This is a genomic window from Mesorhizobium sp. M1A.F.Ca.IN.020.03.2.1, from assembly GCF_004023205.1.
Taxonomy (GTDB): domain Bacteria; phylum Pseudomonadota; class Alphaproteobacteria; order Rhizobiales; family Rhizobiaceae; genus Mesorhizobium.
The window spans coordinates 1-25,847 of the sequence record NZ_RZSV01000068.1 but is presented as its reverse complement, the minus strand read 5'-3'; the positions used below and the strand labels follow the sequence as shown (position 1 = coordinate 25,847).

25 protein-coding genes are annotated in these 25,847 nt (G+C 63.9%); 12 read left to right on the top strand and 13 right to left on the bottom strand.

All coding sequences use genetic code 11. The features are described 5' to 3' along the window. The 9 genes from EOA79_RS13675 to EOA79_RS13635 form a co-directional block, all read right to left on the bottom strand. Nucleotides 1-862, bottom strand: an 862-nt coding sequence (locus tag EOA79_RS13675) for an ROK family transcriptional regulator (RefSeq protein WP_128293060.1), incomplete at its 3' end; no start/stop codon positions are given. Between the two features lie 141 nt (nt 863-1,003). Next, nucleotides 1,004-1,759 (bottom strand): ABC transporter permease, encoded by a 756-nt coding sequence (locus EOA79_RS13670; protein ID WP_067328257.1) that lies wholly within the window; start codon nt 1,757-1,759, stop codon nt 1,004-1,006. Next, complete coding sequence (locus EOA79_RS13665) at nt 1,756-2,529, bottom strand: ATP-binding cassette domain-containing protein (protein WP_095780639.1); 774 nt, start codon at nt 2,527-2,529, stop codon at nt 1,756-1,758. Before EOA79_RS13665 ends, EOA79_RS13670 begins: the two co-directional genes overlap by 4 nt. Then, nucleotides 2,529-3,581 (bottom strand): ABC transporter substrate-binding protein, encoded by a 1,053-nt coding sequence (locus EOA79_RS13660; RefSeq protein WP_179293649.1) that lies wholly within the window; start codon nt 3,579-3,581, stop codon nt 2,529-2,531. Before EOA79_RS13660 ends, EOA79_RS13665 begins: the two co-directional genes overlap by 1 nt. A 65-nt stretch (nt 3,582-3,646) precedes the next feature. Further along, complete coding sequence (locus EOA79_RS13655) at nt 3,647-4,081, bottom strand: VOC family protein (RefSeq protein ID WP_067328264.1); 435 nt, start codon at nt 4,079-4,081, stop codon at nt 3,647-3,649. Nucleotides 4,082-4,083: 2 nt separating this feature from the next. After that, on the bottom strand, nt 4,084-4,818 hold the full coding sequence (locus EOA79_RS13650; RefSeq protein ID WP_067328267.1) for a FadR/GntR family transcriptional regulator: 735 nt from the start codon (nt 4,816-4,818) through the stop codon (nt 4,084-4,086). Beyond that, nucleotides 4,815-6,251 carry an FAD-binding oxidoreductase gene (locus tag EOA79_RS13645; RefSeq protein WP_067328269.1) on the bottom strand — a complete coding sequence of 479 codons (1,437 nt, stop codon included), beginning with the start codon at nt 6,249-6,251 and terminating at the stop codon, nt 4,815-4,817. Before EOA79_RS13645 ends, EOA79_RS13650 begins: the two co-directional genes overlap by 4 nt. 137 nt (nt 6,252-6,388) lie before the next feature. Beyond that, a complete protein-coding gene (locus tag EOA79_RS13640) occupies nt 6,389-7,672 on the bottom strand; it encodes a M23 family metallopeptidase (protein WP_095800860.1) in 1,284 nt (427 codons plus the stop codon). A gap of 165 nt (nt 7,673-7,837) precedes the next feature. Then, a complete protein-coding gene (locus tag EOA79_RS13635; RefSeq protein WP_095825338.1) occupies nt 7,838-8,305 on the bottom strand; it encodes a peroxiredoxin in 468 nt (155 codons plus the stop codon). Between the two features lie 97 nt (nt 8,306-8,402). On the opposite strand from EOA79_RS13635, the gene EOA79_RS13630 reads away from it, so the two are divergent. Then, nucleotides 8,403-11,813 carry a DUF3971 domain-containing protein gene (locus EOA79_RS13630; RefSeq protein WP_095825247.1) on the top strand — a complete coding sequence of 1,137 codons (3,411 nt, stop codon included), beginning with the start codon at nt 8,403-8,405 and terminating at the stop codon, nt 11,811-11,813. Nucleotides 11,814-11,822: 9 nt separating this feature from the next. Here EOA79_RS13630 and tyrS read toward each other — a convergent pair whose 3' ends face one another. Continuing rightward, complete coding sequence (gene tyrS / locus EOA79_RS13625) at nt 11,823-13,076, bottom strand: tyrosine--tRNA ligase (protein WP_095800895.1); 1,254 nt, start codon at nt 13,074-13,076, stop codon at nt 11,823-11,825. A 338-nt stretch (nt 13,077-13,414) separates the two neighbouring features. Between tyrS and EOA79_RS13620 the strand changes: the two genes are divergently transcribed. Both EOA79_RS13620 and EOA79_RS13615 read left to right on the top strand, forming a co-directional pair. Next, nucleotides 13,415-15,058, top strand: a complete 1,644-nt coding sequence (locus tag EOA79_RS13620; protein WP_095800858.1) for a glycosyltransferase family 39 protein — start codon at nt 13,415-13,417, stop codon at nt 15,056-15,058. Between the two features lie 6 nt (nt 15,059-15,064). Next, complete coding sequence (locus tag EOA79_RS13615; RefSeq protein WP_179293650.1) at nt 15,065-15,946, top strand: phosphatase PAP2 family protein; 882 nt, start codon at nt 15,065-15,067, stop codon at nt 15,944-15,946. Between the two features lie 29 nt (nt 15,947-15,975). On the opposite strand, the gene EOA79_RS13610 is transcribed toward EOA79_RS13615, so the two are convergent. After that, complete coding sequence (locus EOA79_RS13610; protein ID WP_066995082.1) at nt 15,976-16,650, bottom strand: alpha/beta hydrolase; 675 nt, start codon at nt 16,648-16,650, stop codon at nt 15,976-15,978. A gap of 247 nt (nt 16,651-16,897) precedes the next feature. On the opposite strand from EOA79_RS13610, the gene EOA79_RS13605 reads away from it, so the two are divergent. From EOA79_RS13605 to EOA79_RS13570, 8 genes are all read left to right on the top strand, one after another. After that, nucleotides 16,898-18,058 (top strand): cysteine desulfurase family protein, encoded by a 1,161-nt coding sequence (locus tag EOA79_RS13605; RefSeq protein ID WP_095825248.1) that lies wholly within the window; start codon nt 16,898-16,900, stop codon nt 18,056-18,058. 237 nt (nt 18,059-18,295) lie between these two features. Next, nucleotides 18,296-19,813: a Fe-S cluster assembly protein SufB gene (sufB, locus tag EOA79_RS13600; RefSeq protein WP_067328280.1), complete on the top strand. Its 1,518-nt coding sequence runs from the start codon at nt 18,296-18,298 to the stop codon at nt 19,811-19,813. A 26-nt stretch (nt 19,814-19,839) separates the two neighbouring features. Continuing rightward, nucleotides 19,840-20,595 carry a Fe-S cluster assembly ATPase SufC gene (gene sufC / locus EOA79_RS13595; protein ID WP_095825250.1) on the top strand — a complete coding sequence of 252 codons (756 nt, stop codon included), beginning with the start codon at nt 19,840-19,842 and terminating at the stop codon, nt 20,593-20,595. Between the two features lie 25 nt (nt 20,596-20,620). Further along, the gene (gene sufD / locus EOA79_RS13590; RefSeq protein ID WP_095825251.1) at nt 20,621-21,895 is read left to right on the top strand and encodes a Fe-S cluster assembly protein SufD; all 1,275 of its coding nucleotides are present in this window, start codon (nt 20,621-20,623) and stop codon (nt 21,893-21,895) included. A 102-nt stretch (nt 21,896-21,997) separates the two neighbouring features. Further along, complete coding sequence (locus tag EOA79_RS13585) at nt 21,998-23,239, top strand: cysteine desulfurase (protein ID WP_095825252.1); 1,242 nt, start codon at nt 21,998-22,000, stop codon at nt 23,237-23,239. Between the two features lie 5 nt (nt 23,240-23,244). Next, the gene (locus tag EOA79_RS13580; RefSeq protein ID WP_095779637.1) at nt 23,245-23,637 is read left to right on the top strand and encodes an SUF system Fe-S cluster assembly protein; all 393 of its coding nucleotides are present in this window, start codon (nt 23,245-23,247) and stop codon (nt 23,635-23,637) included. Between the two features lie 108 nt (nt 23,638-23,745). After that, the gene (sufA, locus tag EOA79_RS13575) at nt 23,746-24,132 is read left to right on the top strand and encodes a Fe-S cluster assembly scaffold SufA (protein ID WP_066995098.1); all 387 of its coding nucleotides are present in this window, start codon (nt 23,746-23,748) and stop codon (nt 24,130-24,132) included. Next, entirely contained in the window at nt 24,133-24,651 is a 519-nt protein-coding gene (locus tag EOA79_RS13570; RefSeq protein WP_095825253.1) for a DUF2199 domain-containing protein, read from the top strand. An 8-nt stretch (nt 24,652-24,659) separates the two neighbouring features. Here EOA79_RS13570 and EOA79_RS13565 read toward each other — a convergent pair whose 3' ends face one another. After that, nucleotides 24,660-25,157 carry a GFA family protein gene (locus EOA79_RS13565; RefSeq protein WP_095825340.1) on the bottom strand — a complete coding sequence of 166 codons (498 nt, stop codon included), beginning with the start codon at nt 25,155-25,157 and terminating at the stop codon, nt 24,660-24,662. 89 nt (nt 25,158-25,246) lie between these two features. Here EOA79_RS13565 and EOA79_RS13560 point away from each other — a divergent pair, with 89 nt between their 5' ends. Beyond that, nucleotides 25,247-25,570 (top strand): TfoX/Sxy family protein, encoded by a 324-nt coding sequence (locus EOA79_RS13560; protein ID WP_066995104.1) that lies wholly within the window; start codon nt 25,247-25,249, stop codon nt 25,568-25,570. 3 nt (nt 25,571-25,573) lie between these two features. On the opposite strand, the gene EOA79_RS13555 is transcribed toward EOA79_RS13560, so the two are convergent. Further along, on the bottom strand, nt 25,574-25,847 hold a 274-nt coding region (locus EOA79_RS13555; RefSeq protein ID WP_206639244.1), incomplete at its 5' end, for a pseudouridine-5'-phosphate glycosidase.

The window sequence follows — 25,847 nt, the reverse complement described above, 5'->3', positions numbered from 1 at the left end:
GGAAGATCGGAGCGACTTCGGCCACCCATCCGGCGTCGTTGCCGTTCCAGCGGCCGCGCGCCTCGAGCGACAGATAGCGTTCGAGGCAGCCCCGGTTGCCGCAGGGGCAAAGCTCGCCTTCCGGAACGACGGGGATGTGTCCGATCTCGCCGGCATTGCCCCAGGCCCCGCGCAGCACGCCGCCGTCATGCACCATGGCGCCGCCAAGCCCGACGCTGAAATATAGATAATAGTAGTCGGATCGCTGGAGGCCGAGGCCGTAGAGGCGTTCCCCCATGGCCGCCGCCGCCATATCGGTCTCGAAGAAGGCGGGCAGGCCGGTCGCGGCGGCAAGGCGCTCGCGCAGCGGCACGCCTTTCCAGCCGGCCATTGTGGTCGGTCCGACGAAGCTCATGGACTCGACGCCGAACGGGCCGGGAAGCGCCATGCCGACGCCGATGACCCGTCCTCCGGCCCGGCGCCCGGTCAGATCGACAACCATGGCGCCGATCGTCTCGAAGGCGAGATCGGGCGTCGGGCTCGGCGCTTCGCGATGGACGCTCTCGATCACGTCGCCGCTCAGGTTGATGAGTGCGGCGTCTATCCCCAGCGGGGTGAGGTGGATGCCGACGGCATAGCCGCCTTCCGGGTTGATGCGCAGCGTGGCCGGCGGCTGGCCGCGGCCCTTCGGTTCCTCGCGGACCGACAGTATATAACCCTGTTCCTCCAACTCGCGCACGATAGTCGAGACCGTCTGAACGGTGAGCCCGACGTGCTGCGCGATGTCGCCGCGGGCGATCGGACCGAAGCGGCGGATGGATTCGAGCACGATGCGCCGGTTGTATGGCCGCCCGAACTCCTGATTGGTTCCCCGCAACGCCATGGCTTGCGCTCCTGACGGACACAAGGTTCGCAGAGAAGATTTATTCAGTCAAATGGAATTCAAAAATAATTTGCCCGGCTCTCGAGGAGAGCAAGTTTCCCTGCGGCCCCGGCGCTTGCGACCCGGGCAATGTGCGGAAAGCTAGTATCTGATGACGCGACGCTCGATCAGCACGACGATGCAGAAAAGCGCGATCGACAGCGACGAGGACAGCACGATCGCGGCGTAGAGCCGGTCGGATTGATAGTTGAACGTCGCCTGGATGATCAGCGCGCCGAGGCCTTTGTCCGAGCCGATCCATTCGCCGACGATGGCGCCGATTACCGCAGTGGCCGAGGCGATGCGCAGCGAGGAGAACAGCATCGGCAAGGCGCGGGGCAGGCGCAGAGCCCAGAAGATCTCCGAGCGTGTCGCCGACAGCACGCGGAACAGCTCGTGTTCGTTGTCGCTTGCCGAATCCAGGCCTCGGATCATGTTCACCAGGGTCGGGAAGAAGCAGATCACGGCGGCGATGACGATCTTTGGCGTCATGCCGAGGCCGAAGATCAGGATGATGATCGGCGACAGCGCCAGGATCGGAATGGTGTTGAAGAACAGCACGATCGGGAAATAGGCGGCCTGCAGGATGCGGCTGTGCACGAAGACCACGGCAAGCAGCACGGCGGCGAGATTGCCGATGACGAAGCCCGCCAGCGCCTCGATCAGCGTCGGTCTGAGATTGTCGATGAGCAGGGCGAAATTCTTCTGGAAGACGCCGAAGATCGCCGTCGGCGTCGGCACGATATAGGCCGGCACGCCGAGCAGCGGCAGGAGATACTGCCAGGCAATCAGGATCGACGCCGCGCCCAGAACCGGAAGCGCAATCGCCATTTGCGGGGCAAGCGGCGCCGGTCTCACGATGCGCGCTCCAGCGCTGCACGCAACTCGGCCATGGCGCCGACGATCGCCGCATCCTCGCGCTTGCAGCGGTTGCCTTCCTGCTTGAAGGGCCGCAGGTCGAGGTCCTTCACCACCCGTCCCGGATTGGCAGCCAGCACAATGACGCGCTCGCCGAGATAGGCGGCTTCGGCGATCGAATGGGTGACGAAAAGGATCGTTGTGCCGGTGCGCCGCCAGAGCGTCAGCAATTCGTCGTTGAGGCGATCGCGCGTGATCTCGTCCAGCGCGCCGAACGGCTCGTCCATCAGAAGCAGCCTGGGCTCGCCAAGCAGGGCGCGCGCGATGGCGACGCGCTGACGCTGGCCCCCCGAAAGCTGATGCGGCAGGCGTTCACCGAGTCCGCCAAGCCCCATCAGCTCCAGCAGTTCGCTGCTGCGGTCATCGATCTTGCGTGTGAGGCTGCGCTGGCCGACGCCGAGCGGCAGGCGCACATTGTCGCGCACCGTGCGCCAGGGCAGCAGGGTGGAATCCTGGAAGACGAAGCCGACGTCGCGGCGCGAGCGCACCGCGTGCGGTGTGGCCCCAAGCACGCTGATCGTGCCGTCCAGCGGGTCGAGCAGGTCCGCCACCACGCGAAGTAAGGTCGACTTGCCGCAGCCCGACGGGCCGAGGATCGACAGGAAGGAGCCGGCCGCGACCGTGAGGTCGAGGCCGGACAGCACCTTGACGACCTTCTGCCGGCCGCCATAGCCGACATCGAGCTTCTGCGCTTCGATGGCGTTCGGCATCAGGCCGCGGGCGCGTCGAGCTTGGGCCGGTCCGCGGCCGAAAGCTCCAGGATCTTCGTGGTGTAGACATCTTTGGCGGCCGGGCGTCCGTTCGGGTACTGGCCGACCTTGTCGAGCAGCGTCAATTGCTCCTCGATGGAGGCAGGGTCGAACGTGCCCCAGCCATCTTTGGCGGTCGCGCCGTCGAAGGAGAGTTTCAGCACCAGGTTGACGGTCTTCTCTTCCCAGCCGAGATCCATCTCCGGATACGCGGCGACCATCTTCTTCACCGCTTCCTGGGGGTTGGCGTGAACCCAGCCCCAGCCCTTGCCGACCGCGCCGACGAACTTCGCCAGTGTGTCGGGGTCCTTCTCGATCGCCGCGTCGGTCGCGAAATAGACGTCGGCGTAGGAAGCGAGGCCGAGGTCGCGCACCAGGAGATCGATGCGGTCCTCGCCGACCACGCTCAGCGCCTGGGTGTTGGTGATCCAGCCGCCGATGGCGTCGACGTCACCGCGCACCAGAGGCGCCTTGTCGAAGCCGACATTGACGATGGTGACTTCCGAGGGGTCGATACCGTTCTTGGCCAGGATCTCATCGATGACGAAGCGCGCGGTCGGCTGGATGCCGATCTTCTTGCCCTTGAGGTCGGCAACATTGCGGATTGGCTTTCCCGGTTTCGAGGTCAGCGCATAGGGGCCGGTGCGGAAGCCGCAGGCGATGATTCTGATCGGCACGCCGCTGGCGCGCGCCGCATAAAGCTGCGGCGTTTCCGAGAACTGGCCGAGCTGCGCGGCGCCGGAGATCACCGGCGGCACGGTCGAGGCATTGGGGCCGCCAGGGCTGAACTCCACCTCGAGCCCGGCATCCTTGAAATAGCCGTTGGCGACGGCCGCGATGTCACCGATCTGGCCATTGGACATCAGCCAGTCATACTGGATGACGACCTTGCCGGCGGCCCTGGCGCCCGGCGTCAACACCAATTGCATACCGGCTGACGCGGCTGCGACCGCTGCGAGGCCGCCCTTCACGAAAGCGCGGCGGTTCAATTCGTAGTCTTGGCTCCCACTCATTTTTCGCTCCTGTTGCAGACTTCTTGTCTCTTCTTTCCAAGCGCCGCTCCCTCGGCGCGGCGTCGCTACGGCTGTTGGTCGTGGTAGTCGCCAGGGCCGCCGTCGAGCCAGGCGTAAAGCTCCCAAAGCGTGTCGTCCGGATCGGTGAAATAGGCGCAGCGCGCATTCCAGACGTAGTTTTCGGGCGGTCCATAGAAGGGCACGCCCTTGGCGCTCAATTCGCCGTGCAGCCGGTCGATCTCGGCCGGCGATCCGAGCTGGACGGCGACGCAAACCTTGTGCGCTTGGCGCGGCGATCTCTGGTTCGAGACGCCGGTGTGTCGGTTGATGTGGTCGAGCTCCCAGGCGGCGAGCGTCACGCCCTCGCCATGGAAATCGGCAAAGCCTTCGGCACGCCGACGCAGCCGGAAGCCGAGTTTCCCGACATAGAAGTCGACCGTACGCTCGATATTTTCCACCAGCAGGCAGACGTCGGAGATGCGGGTGAGGTTGGCCGGCATGATTATTTCGTCCCGCCGGTCTTGGAGAGTGGCAGCTTCACGCCGACGCGGTTCGCAGCGCCGATGATGTGCGTACGCATTGCTGCTTCTGCCGCCGCCGGATCGCCCGCCACTAGCGCCTCATAGATGCGCACATGTTCGCCGACATTGATCTCGACGAGATCGTGCAGCGGGTTGGTTAAGCGGGCATAGTGGATCGACTGGCGGATCTGCTCGCAGACAAAAGAGATGAAGGTGTGGATGTAGCTGTTGCCGGTCGCCCGCGCGATCTCGCGGTGGAATAGCAGGTCGGCGTCGATGCTGCCTTCTTCCCAGCGCTCCTCGCCGCCCATGCGGTCGAGCGCCGCCTTGATCGAATCGAGATGCTCCTGCCCGCGCCGCGCCGCGGCGAGCGCCGCCGACTCGGCCTCGAGGATGCAACGCAGCTCGAACAGCCGCTCCATATTGTGGGTGTCCTTGAGCGCCTCGCGGTCGATGCGGATCGCCGCCCTTTGCTGGGGCGCCAGCACGAAGGCGCCGATGCCTTGCCGCGCCTCGATCATGCCGTCCGCCCTCAACTGGGCAATCGCCTCGCGCACCACATTGCGGCTGACGCCGAACTTCTCGGAAAGCTCCTGCTCGGTCGGCAGCCGCGCGCCGGGATTCAACTCGCCGGATTCGATCTCGCGGCTGAGGAAGGCCGCGACCCGGTGCGGCAGGGTCTCGACGGTGCCGATGGCGGCCAGTCTCTGCTTCATAAAAAACGCTCCGTCGAGGGCAGCAGGCAGCCGGGGTTCATCACCCCTTTAGGGTCGAGCGCAGTCTTCAGCGCGGCAGCCATGCGGCGATGCGCCGGCGAAAGCCCGGCCCAGAATTCTCGGGCACGGCTGCGGCCGATGCCGTGCTCGGCGCTGATCGAGCCGCCGAGCCTGACGGCGATGTCGTAGAGTCCCGCCGTGATTTCCTCGCCGCGCGCCCGGGCTTCGCCATCAGCGAGATCGAGCGGCGGCAGCACATTGAAATGGATGTTGCCGTCGCCGGCATGGCCATAGGCCAGTGCAATCCAGCCCGGATGTTCGGTGGCGACGAAGCGGCGGGCGCGCTCGACAAGGGCAGGGATATCGGAAATGCGCACCGAGAGATCGGTGCGCACGTGGTAGCCGCGCTTCGCCTGGCCCTCGACCAGTCCCTCGCGGATCGCCCAGAAGGCCTTAGCCTGCGCGTTGCTGGTCGCGAGGACTGCGTCGGCTACCAGGCCGCCTTCGAGCGCATCGGTTAGAAAACTGGCGAGCACGCCGTTGAGGTCGATGGTCGGTCCGGAGGACAATTCGATCAGCGCATGGACGGGTGCTGCGACAGGCGCCGTCATTCCAGGATCGACCAGCCGGGCCAAATCGATGCATTCCGAGCCGATGATCTCGAAGGCGGAAATCAGATCGGAGCAGGCGCGTCGCGCTCGGTTGAAGAGGCCGATGGCCGCTTCGAACGAGATGAGGCCGAGATAGGCGGTCTCGACACGGGCAGGCTTCGGGAACAGCTTGACCTCCACACCGGTAATGATGCCGAGCGTGCCCTCGGAGCCGATGAACAGCTGCTTCAGGTCATAACCGCTGTTGTTCTTGCGCAGCCCGGAAAAGCCGTTCCACAGCTCGCCATCGGCCAGAACAACCTCCAGCCCCAGGATCAGGTCGCGCGCCATGCCGTAGCGCAGCACGTTGACGCCGCCGGCATTGGTCGCGGCATTGCCGCCGATCTGGCAACTGCCTTGTGCGCCGAGCGCCAGTGGGAACAGGCAATCTTCGGCCTCGCTTGCCTCTTTGATCGTCTGCAGCACGCAGCCTGCGTCCGCCTGAAGTGTGAAGTTCGCGCGATCGATCCGGCGGATGGCGTTCAGCCGCTCCAGGCTGACGACTACACCGCCGGTGGTGGTGCCATCGATGGCGCCCGAAACCAAGCCGGTGTTGCCGCCCTGTGGAATGACGCCGAGTCCCAACTCGCTGCACAGACGCATCAGCACCTGCACCTCCGCAACCGACGCGGGGCGCAGTACGGCCAGCGCGCTGCCTCGATAGTCGCCGGCCCAATCGCCGAGATACTTCGCCATTCCAGCAGTGTCGGCAGTGAGACCGCTCGGCCCCACTGCGTCTTCGAGGACGCTGAGGATATCCGGTGAGAGGCTGCGAACGGTCATCAGCGGCGCAATCGGTGAGGCGATAGGGTGATGTATATCATCCTACAACTTGGATTGAGTCAATCCGAAGCGAGGCGCTGCCCAGGCAAAACGGTGGATAAATCTGGAGGGACCTCGGGTCGGCCGCGAGGCGTGCGCTAAAGGTACTGCGCGACCTTCTTGCCGACGGCGAGGAAGCGCAGCGGGTCGACCGCCTCGCCGTTGTGGCGCACCTCGTAGTGGAGATGCGGACCGGTCGAGCGGCCGCTGCTGCCGGTCTTGCCGATCACGTCGCCGGCGGCGAGCTTCTGGCCGACAGTCACGTCGATCTCGCTGAGGTGGCCATAGCGCGTCGCAAAGCCGTTGCCGTGGTCGACCTCGACCATGCGGCCGTAGCCGCCGTTCCAGCCGGCCTTGGTGACGACGCCGGCAGCGGTGACCTTCGCCGGCATGCCGATCGGCGCCCTGAAATCCATTCCCGTATGCAGGGCGGCCGTGCCGAGGATCGGGTCGGTGCGCACTCCGAACGGGCTGGTCACAGTATGACCCGGCGCGGGATTGCTGAGCGGCAGCTTGCGCGCCTCTTTCTTGACTTGATCCAGCGCATCAAGCGCTTCATCCAGCTCTTTGACTTTGCTGTCGAAGATCATTGAGGAATCGAGCGGCACCAGCGGCCCGCCGACATCGTTCTTGTCGAGCTCCGTGTCGACCGGCAGCCCGGCGGCTTGCAGTGCCTGCGAGATCGCGTCCGCGTTGCGATAAGCGTTGTCCGCAAGCGTGGTGATGCGGGTGAGCTGCTGGTTCTCGATGGCCTTGAGCGAAGCGTTGATCGACACGAAGAGCTTGTCGGCGCGATCCGCTGACGTTTCGTTGTCGAGCGGGTCCGAGCGTGTCGACCACAGGGAGAATGGCCTCGTGTCGCCGGCGCCCAACGACGCGACGGAGTAGGTCGGGACCTGCGAAAGGCCGCCGGTGATCTCGGCGTGCTCGTCGGGTTTCGTCGCTGCGGCATTGGCTGCGGCGGGCACATCGCCGACCTCGCTCTCGGCGCGTTCGAGGATCGGCCCGAGCCGGCCGTGGCGCTGGCTGAGCTGGGTCTGCCTGGCCAGCAACTCGCCGACCTTGGTCTCCATGAGCTGCTGGTCGAGAAGCTGGCGGCTGGTGATGCGATCGACCTGGGCGCGAAGCGCGGAGATGCGATCCTCATAGGCCTGCTGCATGCGCGCCTGCCTGGCCGTGGTGGCGCCGATCAGGTCATCGCGCAGCACCAGGTAGGAGGTGGCGAGCAGATAGCCGATGGCGATCGCCGCAAGCGCCGACCCGATGAAGGCGGCGAGCCACGGGCGGATGGTGAAATGCCGGATCTCGTTGCCCCGGGCGATAATGACCGTATGGGGCTCCTTGCGCCTGCCGAAGACCGCTGACTGACCGTTTGAATTCACGGGACCAAGCTTTCGTTACGACTCCAACGACAGCTCGATTACACATTATTAGGGTTAACAAAGCTTTGCTGGCCCCGATGTCGGCATAACCAAATCCCGCAACGCGGGTGGCAGGTTGCAGGGAAGGAGGCCAGCAAATCGCGGAAGCTTTGGGTCTGCCCCGCTTCAGAGCGCGCGCACCGCCTCCAGCACCTCTTCGGCATGGCCCTTGACGCGCACCTTGCGCCAGATGCGGGCGATGCGTCCGTCCTGGCCGATCAGGAAGGTGGCGCGCTCGACACCCATGTACTTGCGGCCGTACATCGTCTTCTCGACCCACAGATGATAGGCCTCGATCGCCTTGCGCTCCTCGTCTGCGACGAGATCGAGGGTGAGATCGTATTTCGCCTTGAATTTGTCGTGTTTCTTGACGCTATCGGGGGACAGCCCGATGACCACGGCGCCGACCTTCTCGAATTCCGGCTTCAGCTGCGAGAAGCCGATCGCTTCGTTGGTGCAGCTTGTGGTGTCGTCCTGCGGATAAAAGTAGAGTACGACAGGTTTTCCCCGGATCGCGGCGAGGCTCAGGGAGCCGCCGCCGTCGCGCGGAAGATCGAATTGCGGCGCAACGTCGCCCACGTCGAGTTCAGCCATGTCGATGCCCTTGTTTGCGGTTACGCGCGGATCGAGCATCGATATAACGTGAGGCGGGGATTCGTCCACGACGAGTACGTTTACAACGGAATATTGCTTGGATCAGGAGCGACCGCAGCACGAGAAGATCAGGTTCAGGCGTGACGAGATCACCGACCTGGCGGCCTTTCCGTCCGCGTGCAGCGTGCCGCCGCTCGGCCGTGCTTCGGTGCGCCGGCGCTTCCGCATCCTCGGTCGGGTGTTCACCGGGCTCTGCGCGCTGGTGCTTCTGGCGGCAATTGGCGTCTATGTGCTTGGCACGTCAGGCATCGGCACGGAACGACTTCGCGCCGAAGCCGAGACGGCCATCGAGAAGCTCGCTGGCGTCGATCTCAACGTCACCGTTGGGCCGGCGCGGTTGACGCTCGATGGGTCGAGCTTCGTCGCTCTGCAGGTCAGCGACGTCAGCTTGAAGACGGCCGACGGCAAGCCGATGGCCGATGTCGGGCGCGTCCGCTTCGGCATGCGCCTGCTGCCGCTGCTATCCGGCGAGGTCAAGCTCACCAGCGCCCGGTTCTCCGATGCTCGCATCATGGTCGCCGCCATGCCGTCCGGGAGCGGTGATTGGACTGCGGCTTTGCGCAACGAGGATGGCCTGGTCGATCCGGAGAAAGTATCGGCGGCGGTGTTTGGCGGCGTCAACGCGGCGCTGGATGCGGTGAGCGCGGAATCGATGCGCCAGATCGACCTCCGCAACGTCGAGTTCGAATTGCCGCCGGGCGGATCGGTCAGGCGTCTGACCGTCGCCGAGGCCACGGTTGGGCAGACGGGCACAGGCAGCATGGAACTGTCTTCAAAAGCCGATGTCGACGGCCGACATGTAAGCCTGAGCGCCTCCGCGGCGCGCGATCCGAGCGCCAGGCGGATCGCATCGCTGGACGCCGCCGTCGCGATAGCGGACGTCGGCGTAACGCCCGCTCAGGGAAGCTCCAGCGGCGGGAACTTCGCCGCCCAGGGCGGCAAGCTTGGTTCTGTTGCGCTGAAGCTTTCGGGCGTCGAGGCGTCCGGCGACACGCCGTCGCGGCTGACGGCGTCGCTGTCGCTCGGCGGCTCGGTGCTCGATCTCGGCTCGCGCGGGCTGCTGCCGGCCGACGTCGATGCCAGGGCCACATTGGTCGCGGGATCAAACAAGGTCTCGGTCGACAAATTGCTGATCAGGACCGGCCGCTCGACATTCGATTTCTCAGGCTCGGTCGGGCCGAAACCGGCAGCCGCGGGCGAGGAGCCGTCCTACCGCTATGACCTTGTCAGCGACGGCTCGACGCTCGCGCCTTCGGAATCGCCGGAGCCGGCGCTTCAGTTTCTTGCCCGGGTCGCCGGCGTCTACCAGACCAAGAGCCGCAAGCTCGTCGCCGAGCAGATCGGCGTCCGCTCCGGGGGTTCGAGCGACGTGCTGGGCACGGCGTCGCTCGCCTTCATCGACAATGGCCCGCCGGGTGTGTCGCTGTCGCTCAATGTACACGACATGCCGGTTTCGCATGTGAAGCAATTGTGGCCCTGGTTCTCCGCCCGCAACGCGCGGCTTTGGGTGCTAGACAACCTGTTCGGCGGCCGTGTGGTCGACGCCAACCTGCAGTTCCAGGTCGTTCCTGGGCGGCTCGGCAACGGCGTTCCGCTTTCCGGCGACGAGGTGTTCGGCCGCTTCCAGGTCGAGGGCTCGCGCTTCGATACCGCGGGGCGCATTCCGCCGATCCGCGATGCGGTCGGTGTCGTTGCCTTCCACGGCAACGATGTCGATATCACGCTGTCCTCGGGCAGCGTTTTTATGCCGAGCGGCCGCACCGTGGCGGCAAGCGGGGGCACACTGACGATCAAGCAGGCGAATGTTTCGCCCGTGATCGGCTCTCTCGACATCGATGTCGCTGGCGAAGCCACGGCGATCGCCGAACTCGCCTCCTTTGAGCCGATCAACGCCATGCGCCATGTCGGGCTTGCGCCTGAGGATTTGAGCGGCACCGTCACCGGGCATGTGCGGGCCGACATTCCGCTGACTTCCGGCGTAGATACCTCGAGGCTCGACTGGCTGGTGGCGCTGGACTACCAGGATCTTTCCTTAGCCAAGCCGTTCGAGGACCAGATGGTGACCGAGGCCGACGGGTCGATCACCGTGAGCCCCGACCGTGCGGTGATATCGGCGAAGGCGAAGCTGAACGGCATTCCAGCCGAGCTCGACCTGGTCGAGCCGCTCGAGGACAGCGGCCCGCCGCGTAGCCGTAAGGTCGCGCTGGTGATCGACGACAAGACGCGCGCTGCAGCAATGCCCGGCCTGTCGCCGCTGCTTTCCGGAACCATCAAGGTGGCGATCGACAAGAGCGGCGAGGGCGTCCAGAACGTGTCGGCCGACCTGACCAACGCAAGGCTCGACATCCCCTGGGCAGGATGGAGCAAGGGTGCCGGCATTCCGGCCAAGGTCACCTTCACGATGGCAAAGTCCGGCAGCACGACCACGCTGTCCGACTTCGATCTCGATGGGAAGAGCTTTTCGATCGACGGCGATGTGACACTGGTCAACGGGGCGCTGTCCTCGGCCCGGTTCAGCAAGGTCGCGCTCAACAGGGGAGACGACGTCGCGGTCTCGGTCAAACGGTCGGGCAAAAGCTATGCGGTCAATGTCAGCGGCGACTCTCTCGACGCCCGCTCGCTGATCAAACAGTTCACCTCAGACGTCGATACAGCCACAAAAGGCGCCGGCGCCGACGCGATCTCGGTCAGCGCCGACGTGAAGTCGCTGACCGGCTTTCACGACGAGGTGCTGTCGAACCTCAAGCTGAATTACAGCGCTGCCGGCTCCCGGGTGAATGGTCTCGATGTCAGCGCGACGGCGAGTTCGGGTGCCGCCATTGCCGTCCGAAACACCACCGGCGACGGCGGCCGGTCCCTCACGATGAAATCGGCCGATGCCGGCGCTATCCTGCGCTTCCTCAACATTTACGAGCATATGGAGGGCGGGGCCATCACGCTGTCGCTGGCGGGCGACGCCGACGGACCAATGAAGGGCCAGGTCGACGCCAGCAATTTCTATGTCGTCAACGAGCCGAAGCTTGCGTCGATCGTGTCGACCAGGCCGGCCGGCGATACGCGCAGCCTCAACCAGGCGGTCAAGGCCAACATCGACACCTCAAGGGTGCAGTTCGAGCGCGGCTATGCCGAGATCGACAAGGGCTCCGGCTATCTCAGACTGGCAAACGGTCTGTTGCGGGGTCCGCGCATCGGCACGACTTTCCAGGGCACGCTCTACGACCAAGACAACAATATGGACATGACCGGCACCTTCATGCCGGTCTATGGGCTCAACCGCATCTTCGGCGAACTGCCGCTGTTCGGCCCGCTGCTCGGCAACGGCCGCGACCGCGGCCTGATCGGCGTCACCTACCGGCTGCGCGGCAACGCCAACAAGCCGACGCTCAACATCAATCCGCTGTCGGTGGTGGCGCCGGGAATTTTTCGCTCAATCTTCGAATATCGGTGATCAGCCCGACTAAATCGGCCGCACCAGAACGTGCTTCTTCCTGCCGAACGAGAGCTTCACCACACCTTCCGCGCCCAGGTCCTCAAGCGTCACCACGCGCCGGTCGTCGGTCACCACCTGGTCGTTGAGGCGCACGGCACCGCCCTGGACATGCCGGCGCGCTTCGCCATTGGAGCCGGCGAGCCCGGCGGTGACGAACAGCGACAGGATGCCGATGCCGGCCTCGAGATCAGCCTTGGCGACGTCGATGCTGGGCAGCGTGTCGGCGAGCGCGCCTTCCTCGAAAGTCTTGCGCGCGGTCTCTGCAGCCGTTTCGGCCGCCTCGCGGCCATGCAGCATGGCGGTGATCTCGGTGGCGAGAATCTTCTTCGCCTCGTTGATCTCCGAGCCGCCGAGCTTTTCGAGGCGCGCGACCTCATCCAGCGGCAGCGTCGTGTAGAGCTTCAGGAAGCGCCCGACATCCGCGTCCTCTGTGTTGCGCCAGTACTGCCAGAATTCGTAAGGGGACAGCATGTCGCCATCGAGCCAGACAGCGCCGGAGGCCGACTTGCCCATCTTGGCGCCGGAGGAAGTGGTGAGCAGCGGCGTGGTCATCGCAAACAGCTGCACGCCTTCCATGCGATGACCGAGATCGATGCCGTTGACGATGTTGCCCCACTGGTCGGAGCCGCCCATCTGCAGCCGGCAGCCGACGCGCTTGTAGAGCTCGACGAAGTCGTAAGCCTGCAGGATCATGTAGTTGAATTCGAGGAACGACAGCGACTGCTCGCGGTCGAGCCTGAGCTTCACGGAATCGAAGGCCAGCATGCGGTTTACGGAGAAATGCCGGCCGACATCGCGCAGGAAACTGACGTAGTTGATCTCCATCAGCCAATCGGCATTGTTGACCATCACCGCGTCGCCCGCGCCGCTGCCGAATTTGAGATAAGGCGCGAAATTGCGGCGGATGCCGACGAGATTGCTCTCAATGTCCCCAGGCGTCAGCAGCTTGCGCGCCTCGTCCTTGAAAGAAGGATCGCCGATCATCGAGGTGCCGCCGCCCATCAGCGCGATCGGCCGGTGGCCGGTATGCTGCAGCCAGTGAAGCATCATGATCTGGATCAGCGATCCGGCATGCAGGCTCTTCGCCGTCGCATCGAAGCCGATATAAGCGCTCACCGTTTCCTTGGCGAAAAGCTGGTCGAGGCCGGTTTCATCCGAAATCTGGTGGATGAAGCCGCGCTCGCTCATGATGCGCAGGAAATCGGACTTGAAGGCGGACATCTTATCTTCCCGGAGATCGCACGGCATTTGGCCGAGCTTGACGTGAAGGGGCGCGTTTAGCATCCAAGCGCGATCAGCAAAAGTGGTTTCCGGTTTTGCGTAGGATCGCGCTTCAAGAGGCAAACAGGTGATCAGCAAAAGTGGTTTCCGGTTTGCGTGGGATCGCGCTTCAACGGGCAAATGGGCGATCAGCAAAAGTGGCTTGGGGCTTTGCGTGCTATCGCCGCATCCTTGCTTCGCCTCTTTTGCTGGCGTAATGAGGCGCCCGCGCAAGGGCAGCACGCCCCGACGCGCCGCGACGGGGCTATCCCGCAGATCAGATCGGACAAGCTCCCGCGATGAACAGGAACTATCTCCTCCTCTTTCTGTTCAGCATCCTGATGACCGTCAGCGGGCTGGCAAGCCTGCCGCCGATCGACCGCGACGAATCCCGCTTCGTCCAGTCGACCAAGCAGATGGTCGAGACCGGCGACTACATCGACATCCGCCTGCAGGATGTGACGCGCTACAAGAAACCGATCGGCATCTATTGGCTGCAATCGGCGGCCGTCGTATTGAGCGGTGAGGGGGCCGAAGCGCCGATCTGGGTCTATCGGCTGGTTTCGATGCTCGGCATTGCGCTCGCCGTCGTGGGCATCGGCTGGACGGGCACAAAACTCTTCGGCGCCAATGGCGGCCTTGCCGCCGGCCTGATGATAGCCGCCATCTTCGCCACCGCCTTCGAAGGCCGCGACGCCAAGACCGACGCCATGTTGCTCGCCTGCTGCGTGGCCGCGCAAGGCGCGTTGGCGCAGGTCTATCTGGCCGCCCGCCGCAAGGAGCCGATTGCCGGCCACCTCCCATGGATCTTCTGGATCGCGCAGGGACTGGGAATTCTGATCAAGGGTCCGGTCGCTCCGCTGTTGTCGCTGCTGACGGCCGGCGCGCTGTTCGCCTTCGAACGCGACTGGCGCTGGCTTTTGAAGCTGAAGCTGGTGCGCGGCGTCGCAATCGTGCTCGTCATCGTGCTGCCCTGGATCATCCTCATCAGCTGGAAGAGCGGCGGCGCCTTCTTCCAGGAGGCGGTCGGCAAGGACATGCTGAACAAGGTGGCGCAAGGCGAGGAATCGCATGGCCTGCCGCCGGGCTTCTATATGCTCACCTATTCGCTGTTCATGTGGCCTTTCGGCCTGATCGCGGTCGGCGCCGGGCTGCAGGCCATCAACCGCTTCTGGGACGACCCGCGCCTGCGCTTCTGTCTCGCCTGGTATATCCCCTTCTGGCTGGTGTTCGAGGCGATCCCGACCAAGCTGCCGCATTATGTGCTGCCGGCCTATCCCGGCATGGCGCTGCTGATCGGCTGGCTGCTCACCTTGCCGGAGGACAAGGCCAATGCGCCGCTCAAGCGCTGGCAGAACTGGCTGTGGTGGTCGACCGCCTTCGGCGTCGTCGTCGTGTCGATCGGGCTAGCCGCAGTATGCATAGGCGCGCCGCTCTATCTCGCAAAAGCCTTTTCCTGGTGGAGCATTCCGGCGGCAATCGCCGCGCTCGTGACCGGCTATCTGGCTTTCCCGCGCCAATTGCAGGTGCCGCTCGAACGCATCGCGGCGATCGCGATCGGCGCGGGCGTAACGTTCAGCCTGCTGTTCGGCGTGATTGCGCCGTCGCTGAAGCCGATCTGGCTGAGCCCGGCCATCAAGGCAGCCGTCGATGCCAACCGTCCTTGCGACACCACGGTGCTCGCCTCGTCCCCCTATCACGAGCCGAGCCTGGTGTTCCTGGTCGGGACCAAGACCGTGCTGACCGACGTCGATGGCGTGGCAAAGCACCTGCTGGCCGATCCGACCTGTGCGCTGGGACTGGCGCCGGTCAAGGAGGAGCAAAAGCTCAACGAGCTGCTTGCCGGGCAGGGCAAGTCGGCGAAGCGACTGACCGAGATCGACGGGCTCAACTATTCGTCAGGAGACAAGCTGGCGCTCGGCCTTTATCGAGTGGCCCAGTGAGGAATAATGTCGGAGCTCGAAGACCCCTATAGAGCCATGTCCGCCGTTTCTCTTTACCGCCGTTCGCTCGGCAACTTCCTCGACACGACGCGCATCGTGCAGCGGCGTTTTGCAGTGCGTCCCGCGCGCTATCCCGAGATTCCCTGGCTCGTCTGGGTCTCTGCATGGCTTCTGCTGGCCATAGCCATTGGCCTCACCCTGGACAGCGCCGCCGGCAGGATGCGCGGCGGGTGGACGCCAGGCTTCGTCCGTTTCACCGACTTCTTAACGGATTTCGGCCTGGGCGGCTGGTATCTCATCCCCGCGGTTCTCTGCCTCGTCGCCGCCAACCTGACGGACTGGCGACGGCTTTCCAGGTCGTCGCGTCTGCTCGTCTACAATTGGACCTGCTTCGCTTTCCTGGTGCTTTGCGCGGTTGGTCTTTCCGGGCTGGCCGTCAACTTACTGAAATACGGCATCGGCCGGGCCCGGCCGCTCTATTTCGACGATTACGGGGTGCTGTCGCTGCATCCCTTCGCCATGGATGCGCGCTTCGCCGGCTTTCCGTCCGGCCATGCCACGACGATGGGGGCGGTGTTCGGCGTCCTCTTGCTGCTGTTTCCAAGGCGCTGGCACATCGCGCTTGCGGCCACGGCCTTGATCGCTTCGACGCGCGTCTTCGTCGGCGCGCATTATCCGAGCGACACAGTGGCCGGCTTTGGGCTCGGCCTTGCCTTTGCGATCGCCGCAGGGCTGGTCTTCGCGCGGCTCGGTTTCATCTTCCGACGGCCGTCGTCGACCAGACCCGTGCCCAAGCGCACGTTCCGGCTGCTGTCTTCCAGCGGATCCAAGGACAAAACATCGCTGGCGAGGCGGAGCCGCGAGCAATTGTCGGCTGACCGCCCGTAGAGCTATTTGGTCTAAGGATCGCCCGAAATCTACCTCAGCCGCTTCGGCCGTGGATCGGCGAGCTCGCCGGCCAGCCGCCGGTCGAGGTAGTCGGCGCATTCGTCGATCAGCAGTTCGGCGTGGTTGGCGAAGAAATGGTTGGCGCCGGAGATAGTCTTCTGCGTGATGGTTATGCCCTTTTGCGTGTGCAGCTTGTCGACCAGCGTCTGGACGTCCTTGGGCGGCGCCACCTTATCGGCATCGCCATGGATGATGAGGCCGGACGACGGGCAGGGTGCCAGGAACGAAAAATCGTAGGTGTTGGGCTGCGGGGCGACCGAGATGAAGCCCTCGATCTCGGGCCGGCGCATGAGCAGCTGCATGCCGATCCATGAGCCGAAGGAATAGCCCGCGACCCAGCAGCTCTTGGAATCCGGATGCAGCGACTGCACCCAGTCGAGCGCAGCGGCCGCGTCCGACAATTCGCCGGTACCGTGGTCGAACTCGCCCTGGCTGCGGCCGATGCCGCGGAAATTGAAGCGAAGCGTGGTGAAATCGCGCTTCTGGAACATGTAGAAGAGGTCGTAGACGATCTTGTTGTTCATCGTGCCGCCGAATTGCGGGTGCGGATGCAGCACAATGGCGATCGGCGCGCTCTTTTCCTTGGAAGGCTGGTAACGGCCCTCCAGGCGACCAGCCGGACCGGCGAAAATGACCTCAGGCATAAAATACTCCACGTGGCATACGAAGGCGCGAGCCCGGACTCTTCCTTTGGCCCATTCTGTGGCCTTGACGCCGGGCAAGCGTCTTCCTAGAAGCTAGTTTAGAATTGTTCAAAACTGGGTGCCGAGAACGCATTTTCTCGGCCGCCCGCGCCGCAAGCCGGGTAAATAGGACGGCTCGCCTTGCAATTTCAAGGAAATAACGCGCTGTCCTCGCGGAATGGCTGCTGACAGGATCGACTGAAGGAAAATGGCCGCAACTCGCGCCTATCTCGACTACAACGCCAGCGCACCTCTCATGGCAGAGGCGCGGTCGGCGGCGGTCGCGGCGCTCGATGCCGCCAATCCGTCGTCGGTTCACAGCGAGGGCCGCGCGGCGCGGCGGCTGATCGAGGATGCCAGGCGTGACGTGGCAGGGCTGGTCAATGCCAGGCCCGAGCACGTCGTGTTCACCTCCGGCGCGACGGAGGCCGCATCGACGCTGCTTGCTCCCGACTGGCAGATGGGGCGCGGCTCTGTCCGCATCAGCCACCTCTATGTCTCGGCCGCCGATCATCCCTGCATTCTGAATGGCGGGCGGTTCTCGGCGCCGCAGGTGACGAGGATCGGCGTCGATCGAGACGGCATTGCCGATCTCGAGGCGCTGACTACGGCGCTCTCCGCGCATGACAAGGCTGCCGGCCTGCCGCTGGTGGCGATCCATGCCGCCAACAACGAGACGGGGGTGATCCAGCCGATCGGACGCATCGCCGAGATCGTCAAGGAAGCGGGCGGCGTGCTGGTCGTCGATGCCGTGCAGGCGGCAGGACGGATTCCGATCGACATGTCAGCCGGTTATGCCGATCATCTGATCCTTTCCTCGCACAAGATCGGCGGCCCGAAGGGCGTCGGCGCCATCGTCGCCCGGGCCGATCTGATGATGCCGAAGCCGCTGATCAAAGGCGGCGGCCAGGAAAAGGGCCATCGCGCCGGCACGGAGAATCTTCCCGGCATTGCCGGTTTTGGTGCCGCGGCGCGGGCAGCACTCGCCGGCCTGGAAGACATGGAAGCGGTCGCGCGCCGTCGCGACAAGGTCGAAGCCATCGTCCGGGAGCTCGTCCCTGATACGGAAATCTTTGGAGCGGCAGCGCCAAGGCTTGCCAATACGACATTATTCGCTATTCCCGGCGTCAAGGCCGAGACGGCGCAGATCGCCTTCGATCTCGCCGGTGTTGCGCTGTCGGCCGGTTCCGCCTGCTCGTCGGGGAAAGTCGGGCCAAGCCATGTGCTGAAGGCGATGGGCCACGGCGAGAGCCTTGGCGCCTTGCGCGTCTCGATTGGCCGCGCCACCGGCGCCGAGGAGATCGAGGCGTTCCGGGCGGCTCTGGCGGGCATAGCCGCGCGTCGGGCTGGAAAAGAAAAGGCTGCCTGACGGCGGCAGGGCATCGGACAAGAGATCCCGGGCGGCTCTTGAAATCCGGTGTTCGAAAGACGAATTCAGGCCATCCGGCCTGGTAAAGCCGTGCGTTTCGTTTGGACGGGTGAATTTCCGGCCGGAACGCACTATATGGAGCTTACTCCGCAGCCGAGTCCTTCCCGGGGCGCGTTTCTGCGGTGCCATAGTTTGAAAACTGCCGGGCCTTGACCCCGGCGTGGATGGAGAACGCTTATGCCTGCTGTGCAGGAGACGATCGATCGAGTCCGAAAGATCGACGTCGACCAGTATAAATATGGATTCCAGACAGAGATCGAGATGGACAAGGCCCCCAAGGGCCTGAGCGAAGACATCATTCGCTTGATCTCTGAGAAGAAGGGCGAGCCGGACTGGATGCTGGAATGGCGTCTGGGCGCCTATAGGCGCTGGCTGACGCTGGAAGAGCCGACCTGGGCGCGCGTCCACTATCCGAAGATCGACTTCCAGGACATCCACTATTACGCGGCGCCGAAGAGCACGCCGGGACCGAAGTCGCTGGACGAGGTCGATCCCGAATTGCTCAAGGTCTACGAGAAGCTTGGCATTCCTTTGAAGGAGCAGGAGATCCTCGCCGGCGTGCAGAAGACCGACGCTTCGGAGCTGGAGGAGGCCAACGACAACGTCTACAAGTCCGGCCGCGTCGCGGTCGACGCCGTGTTCGATTCCGTCTCGGTCGTCACCACCTTCAAGAAGGAGCTGGCTCAGGCCGGCGTCATCTTCTGCTCGATTTCGGAAGCGATCCGCGAGCACCCTGAACTGGTGCAGAAATATCTGGGCTCGGTCGTGCCCACTTCCGACAATTTCTACGCCACGCTGAACTCGGCCGTGTTCACCGACGGCTCCTTCGTCTTCGTGCCGAAGGGCGTGCGCTGCCCGATGGAGCTGTCGACCTATTTCCGCATCAACGAGAAGAATACCGGCCAGTTCGAGCGCACGCTGATCATCGCCGAGGAGGGGGCCTATGTGTCCTATCTCGAAGGCTGCACGGCGCCGCAGCGCGACGAGAACCAGCTGCATGCCGCGGTGGTCGAGCTGATTGCGCTCGACGATGCCGAGATCAAATATTCGACGGTGCAGAACTGGTATCCGGGCGACGCCGAGGGCAAGGGCGGCATCTATAATTTCGTCACCAAGCGCGGCGACTGCCGCGGCCACCGTTCGAAGATCTCGTGGACGCAGGTCGAGACCGGCTCGGCGATCACCTGGAAATATCCGAGCTGCATCCTTCGCGGCGACGATTCCAGCGGCGAGTTCTATTCGATCGCGGTTTCGAACGGCTATCAGCAGGTCGACAGCGGCACCAAGATGATCCATCTCGGCAAGAACACGTCGAGCCGCATCATCTCCAAGGGTATTGCCGCCGGCTTCTCGCAGAACACCTATCGCGGCCAAGTCTCGGCGCACCGCAAGGCGACCAACGCCCGCAACTTCACCAACTGCGATTCGCTGCTGATCGGCGACCAGTGCGGCGCGCACACCGTGCCCTACATGGAAGCCAAGAACGCGACGGCGAAGTTCGAGCACGAGGCGACGACGTCGAAGATATCCGAGGACCAGAAGTTCTACGTGATGCAGCGCGGGATTCCCGAGGAAGAGGCGATCGCGCTGATCGTCAACGGCTTTGTCAAGGACGTCATCCAACAGCTGCCGATGGAGTTCGCTGTAGAGGCGCAGAAGCTGATCGGCATCAGCCTCGAGGGTTCGGTCGGCTGACCGCAGAAGATATTCAGGAAAAAAATATGCTTGAGATCAAGAATTTGCATGCCCGCATCGTCGAGGACGGCACGGAGATCATCCGTGGCCTGAACCTGACGGTCAAAGCCGGCGAGGTCGCCGCCATCATGGGCCCGAACGGTTCGGGCAAGTCGACGCTGTCCTACATCCTCGCCGGCCGCGAGGACTACGAGGTCACCGAAGGCGACATCCTCTACAACGGCCAGTCGATCCTCGAAATGGATCCGGCCGAACGTGCCACCGCCGGCATCTTCCTCGCCTTCCAGTATCCGATGGAGATACCGGGCGTGGCGACCATGGAATTCCTGAAAGTCGCGATGAACGAGCAGCGCAAGGCGCGCGGCGAGGAGCCCCTGAAGGTTCCGGAATTCCTGAAGCGCGTGAAGGACGCCGCCGCTTCGCTCAACATGGACATGAACATGATGAAGCGGCCGCTCAATGTCGGCTTCTCCGGCGGCGAAAAGAAGCGCGCCGAGATCCTGCAGATGAAACTGCTCGAGCCGAAGCTCTGCGTGCTCGACGAGACCGATTCAGGCCTCGACATCGACGCCCTCAAGATCGTCGCCGATGGCGTCAACGCGCTGCGCTCGCCGGAGCGCGCGATCGTCGTCATCACCCACTACCAGCGCCTGCTCGAGCACATCGTGCCGGACAGCGTGCACGTGCTCTACAAGGGCCAGGTCATCAAGTCTGGCGACAAGTCGCTGGCGCTCGATCTTGAAACCAACGGCTATGCCGGCGTGATCGGGCAAGCCGCGTGAGATGGGGCCAAGTGAGGCAAGAGCAATGAACATGCACGCACAGCCCCAGCGGACATTGGCCGAAACGGCGCTGATCGACGCCTTCGGCGAGCGGCTATCGCTGCTGCCCGGCGACGGCGCAGTGATGGTCAAGCGCGACGACGCGATCGAGGCGATCAAGCACGGCCTGCCGACGCGCCGCGTCGAATCCTGGCACTATACGGACCTGCGCCGGCTGCTGACCTCGGTGCCGGTCTTCGAGGCCGGGGACATCGCAAAGGCGCTCGATCCGGTCCTCGACGGTTCGGCCGTTCTGCCGGTGCTGAACGGCGTTTCGAGCGCCAAGGCTCCCGAGATCGAAGGCGTCACGGTGCAGCGCCTGTCGGAGAAGCTCACCGACGGCAGTATCGCGCCGGGGCTCGATCGCTATGGCGCCGATGACGCAATCGGCGCGCTGAACACGGCCTTCGTCGCCGACGGCTATTTCGTCGACATCGCCGACGGCACCGAGCTGGAAAAGCCGATCGAGCTGCAGAACCTCCAGGCCGGCGGCCAGACGCATGTGCGGCTCCTGGCACGTGTCGGTGCCGGCGCCAAGGCAATCATCGTCGAGCGCCAGACGGGCGAGGGCGGCGAAGCCGCGCTCGTCAGTTCGGTCAGCCAGCTTGTGGTCGGCGACGGTGCCGAGGTGACCTGGCTGATCGTGCAGGAGCAGCCGGACACGGCGACGCACCTTGCCCAGCTCAAGGCGCATATCGGCAAGGACGCCAAGCTGACGCTGTTCGTGATGAACGCCGGCGGCAAGCTGGTGCGCCAGGAAGTCGTGGTCAGGACGACTGGCGAGGGCGCCGATTTCAAGCTGCGCGGCATCAACCTTCTGGCCGGCGACACGCATACCGACACCACCATGGTGCTCGACCATGCCGTGCCGCACACCGCTTCGACCGAAGTGATCCGCAATGTTGTGACCGGCAAGGCGCGGGGTGTCTTCCAGGGTCGCATCAACGTGCACCAATACGCGCAGAAGACCAACGCCAAGATGGCGTGCAACACGCTGCTGCTGTCGGACGAGGGTGAGTTCTCGACCAAGCCGGAGCTGGAAATCTTCGCCGACGACGTCGTCTGCGGTCACGGGGCGACGGTCACGGAGATCGACCACAACCATCTGTTCTATCTGATGGCGCGCGGCATCGAGGAAAAGGCGGCTCGAGGGCTGCTGGTGAAGGCTTTCGTCGCGGAAGTGATCGAGGAACTGGACGACGAGGCGCTCGTCGATGCGCTCGAAGCGCGGCTCGACGCCTGGTTTTCGACGCACGGATAGCGCTTTCCCCTTCTCCTACTTGGGAGAAGGTGGATTGGCGCGGAGCGCCAAGACGGATGAGGGTGCCGGACGGAGTGAGGCGAAGCCTCGAAAGACCTTGTGATGGACCAGAAGATCGAAACCGCTCCCTACGACGTCGAGGCGATCCGCCGCGACTTCCCGATCCTGTCGCGGCAGGTCTACGGCAAGCCGCTGGTCTATCTCGACAACGGCGCCTCGGCGCAGAAGCCGCAGGTGGTGCTCGACACGATCCAGCACGCCTATTCGCAGGACTACGCCAATGTCCATCGCGGCCTGCATTTTCTGTCGAATGCCGCGACCGATGCTTATGAGAAAGCACGCGAGACGGTACGCCGCTTCCTCAATGCGCCGAGCACCGACAACATCGTCTTCACCTCCAACACCACCTCGGCGATCAACACGGTCGCCTATGGCTACGGCATGCCGAGGATCGGCGAGGGCGACGAGATCGTCCTCTCGATCATGGAGCACCACTCCAACATCGTGCCCTGGCATTTCATCCGCGAGCGGCAGGGCGCGAAGCTTGTCTGGGTGCCGGTCGACGATCTCGGCGCCTTCCATATCGAGGAATTCGAGAAGCGGCTGACGAACCGCACAAAACTCGTCGCCATCACCCATATGTCGAACGCGCTGGGCACGGTGACGCCGATCAAGGAGATCGTGCGCATCGCGCATCCGCGTGGAATTCCGGTGCTCGTCGACGGCAGCCAGAGCGCCGTGCATATGCCGATCGACGTGCAGGACCTCGATTGCGACTTCTTCGTCTTCACCGGCCACAAGGTTTACGGGCCGTCCGGCATCGGCGTGCTCTACGGCAAGAAGCACATGCTGGAAGCGATGCGGCCCTTCATGGGTGGCGGCGAAATGATCGAGGAGGTGACGGAAGACATCGTCACCTACAACGAGCCGCCGCACCGTTTCGAGGCCGGCACGCCGCCGATCGTGCAGGCGATCGGGCTGGGCGCCGCGCTCGAATATATGGAAAAGGTCGGCCGCGAGCGCATCGCGGCGCATGAGGCGGACCTCAAGAATTACGCCCACGAGCGGCTGCGCGCCATCAATTCGCTGCGCATCTTCGGCGACGCGCCCGGCAAGGGCGCCATCATCTCGTTCGAATTGCAGGGCATCCACGCCCATGACGTGTCGATGCTTATCGACAGGCAAGGCGTCGCGGTCCGCGCCGGCACGCACTGCGCCCAGCCGCTGTTGAAACGCTTCGGCGTGACCTCCACATGCAGGGCATCGTTCGGCATGTATAACACCAAGGCCGAAGTCGACGCTTTGGCCGATGCGCTGGAAAAGGCGCGAAAGTTCTTCGGATGACGATGATGGACGATGTGACCACCACCGCAGAGACCGCGCCGGAAACGGCCGGTAACGGCCTCGTCTCAGCCTCAGCGATCCCCGCCGATGAGCTGGCGAGGCTGACCGACGATATCGTCTCGGCGCTGAAGACTGTCTACGATCCGGAAATCCCGGCCGACATCTACGAGCTCGGCCTCGTCTACAGGATCGACATCGAGGACGACCGGACGGTCAAGATCGACATGACGCTGACCGCGCCGGGCTGCCCGGTGGCCGGCGAGATGCCGGGCTGGGTCGAGAACGCCGTCGGCGCCGTGGAGGGGGTTTCGGGCGTCGAGGTCAACATGGTGTTCGACCCGCCGTGGACACCCGACCGGATGTCGGAAGAGGCGCAGGTCGCGGTTGGATGGTACTAGCCAGCGACCCCACTAAGGTTGGCTGGCTTGCAGCAAAGGTGAAACTTCACCATCTTAAAGGCAGACTCATTCCGCGGGCCTTGAACCCGCGCGAACGTGGAGAATGACATGGGACGCTTCGCCGTCATCACGATGACCGACAAGGCCGCGGACCGCGTGCGTGAGATCGTCGCTACGCGCGACAACGCGCATGGGATCCGTCTTGGCATCAAGAAGGGCGGCTGCGCCGGGATGGAATACACGGTCGATCTGGTCACCGAGCCCAACCCCAAGGACGATCATATCGAGCGCGACGGCGCGCACGTCTATGTCGCGCCGGAAGCGGCGCTTTTCCTGCTCGGAACCGAGATGGATTTCGAGCAGACGACGCTGCGAACCGGCTTCACCTTCAGGAACCCGAACCAGAGCTCGGCCTGCGGCTGCGGCGAATCCGTCGAGCTGAAGCCGGCCGATCTCAAGGCGCTGGCGGAGGCGCGCGCTTCAAGCGCTGCTTAGGTGAGCGCCGAGGCATATCGCTGGCGATGTGCCTGCTGTGACCAGGAGTTCACCGGACTTCCCACCGATATAGCCTTTGGCGCACCGGTGAATCCAGACGCGCTTGACGAGGTAGCTCGGTCGACTTTCCGCAAGAACGACGATTTTTGCGTGGTGAGCTACGCCACGGGGCAAACAGACCGCTTCATTCGTTGCCTGCTGCCCTTGCCGGTACCTCAGTTGTCCGAAGAGTTCTGTTTCGGTGTTTGGATGTCGGTCTCGGAAAGAAGCTGGAATGTCTATCGAGCCGGGTATGATAGCGGCCAATATGAGGACGAGCTCTGCTTCGGGTATTTGATGCACGACATTCCTGAGTATCCGAGCTCGATGCACCTGCATGCCAATGTTGTGTTTCAGCCCGGCAATCTGCGTCCCAGGGTTTTTCTGCATGATGCAGACCACCCCTTGGTCGCCGCGCAGCGCGAAGGGGTGGATGTGAGGCAGATCGAGCGCTGGGTTGCGCTAACCCATCGCTGCTAGATTTCAGGCTAGTCCACCCACAAGCCGGTGCGCTTGTGCCAGTCGGCGATCGATTCTTCGGGATAGAGCTCGAACACCTTGTCGTTCTTGCCGATCGCCGGTTCGACCCAGCTCGCCTTGTATTTCAGCATCAGATGCACCTTTTCCGGCGGCTTCGGCAGGTCGCTGTCGATCGCCGAGGCGAAGGGGTGGACGAGGTCCGGCCAAGTCGGGTCGTAGAGCCAGAGCGCGGCGCCGCAATTCTTGCAGAAATTGCGCTCGCCGGTCGAGACCTCGCAGTGCGGATGCTCGTCGTCCTCGATCTCAGCGCGGTAGACGCCGAGATTGGGCTTGCCGGTGACCTTGAGCGTTCCGTTGTCGGCGCCGAGATTGATGGCAAAACCACCGCCGCCCTGCTGCTTGCGGCAGATCGAGCAGTAGCAGAGCATGAACGGCACGGGCGTGTGACTTTCCACCTCGAAGCGGACGGCGCCGCAGCGGCAGGAGCCTTTGAGCAGGACAGGCATGGCGCGAAACTCCATTTCATGTCTCAACCCGTCAGCATGCTGTTGGTTGCTGCGATGACAAGGCCCATGCTGGATGAGATGATTGCGGCATGGACAATGACCGCCTCGAAGAATTGTTCGAGAGCCTGGGGCCGATCAGCATCCGAAAACTGTTCGGCGGCAAGGGCATCTATTGCGACGGCGTCATCGTCGCGGTGGTCGTGCGCGGCGAACTGATGCTGAAGGCCGACGAGGAGACGATCCCCGAATTCGAGGCCGCCGGCTGTAGCCAATGGACCTATACCGGCTCGCGGCACGGCAAGGAGGTGGCGATGCCCTATTGGAGCGTTCCCGACAGCGCCTTCGACGATCCCGACGAAATGGCGGTCTGGGCGCGGCGCGCTTATGAAGCGGGGCGGCGCGCGGGCAGATAAGGCTTACAGCGCCTTCGCGATCTCCGCCGCCAGCCGCGCATTGTTTTCGACCAGCGCGATGTTGGTCTTAAGGCTGCGGCCGCCGGTGAGCTCCAAAATCTTCGACAGGAGGAACGGCGTCACGGCTTTGCCGGTGATGTTCTGCGCTTCGGCCGCCTTTTGCGCGGCCTGGATGTAGCCGTCCATCTCGGCTGCCGGGATCTCGTCGTTCTGCGGCACCGGATTGGCGACCAGTATGCCGCCGCCGAGGCCGAGCGCCTGCCGGATATGATAGAAA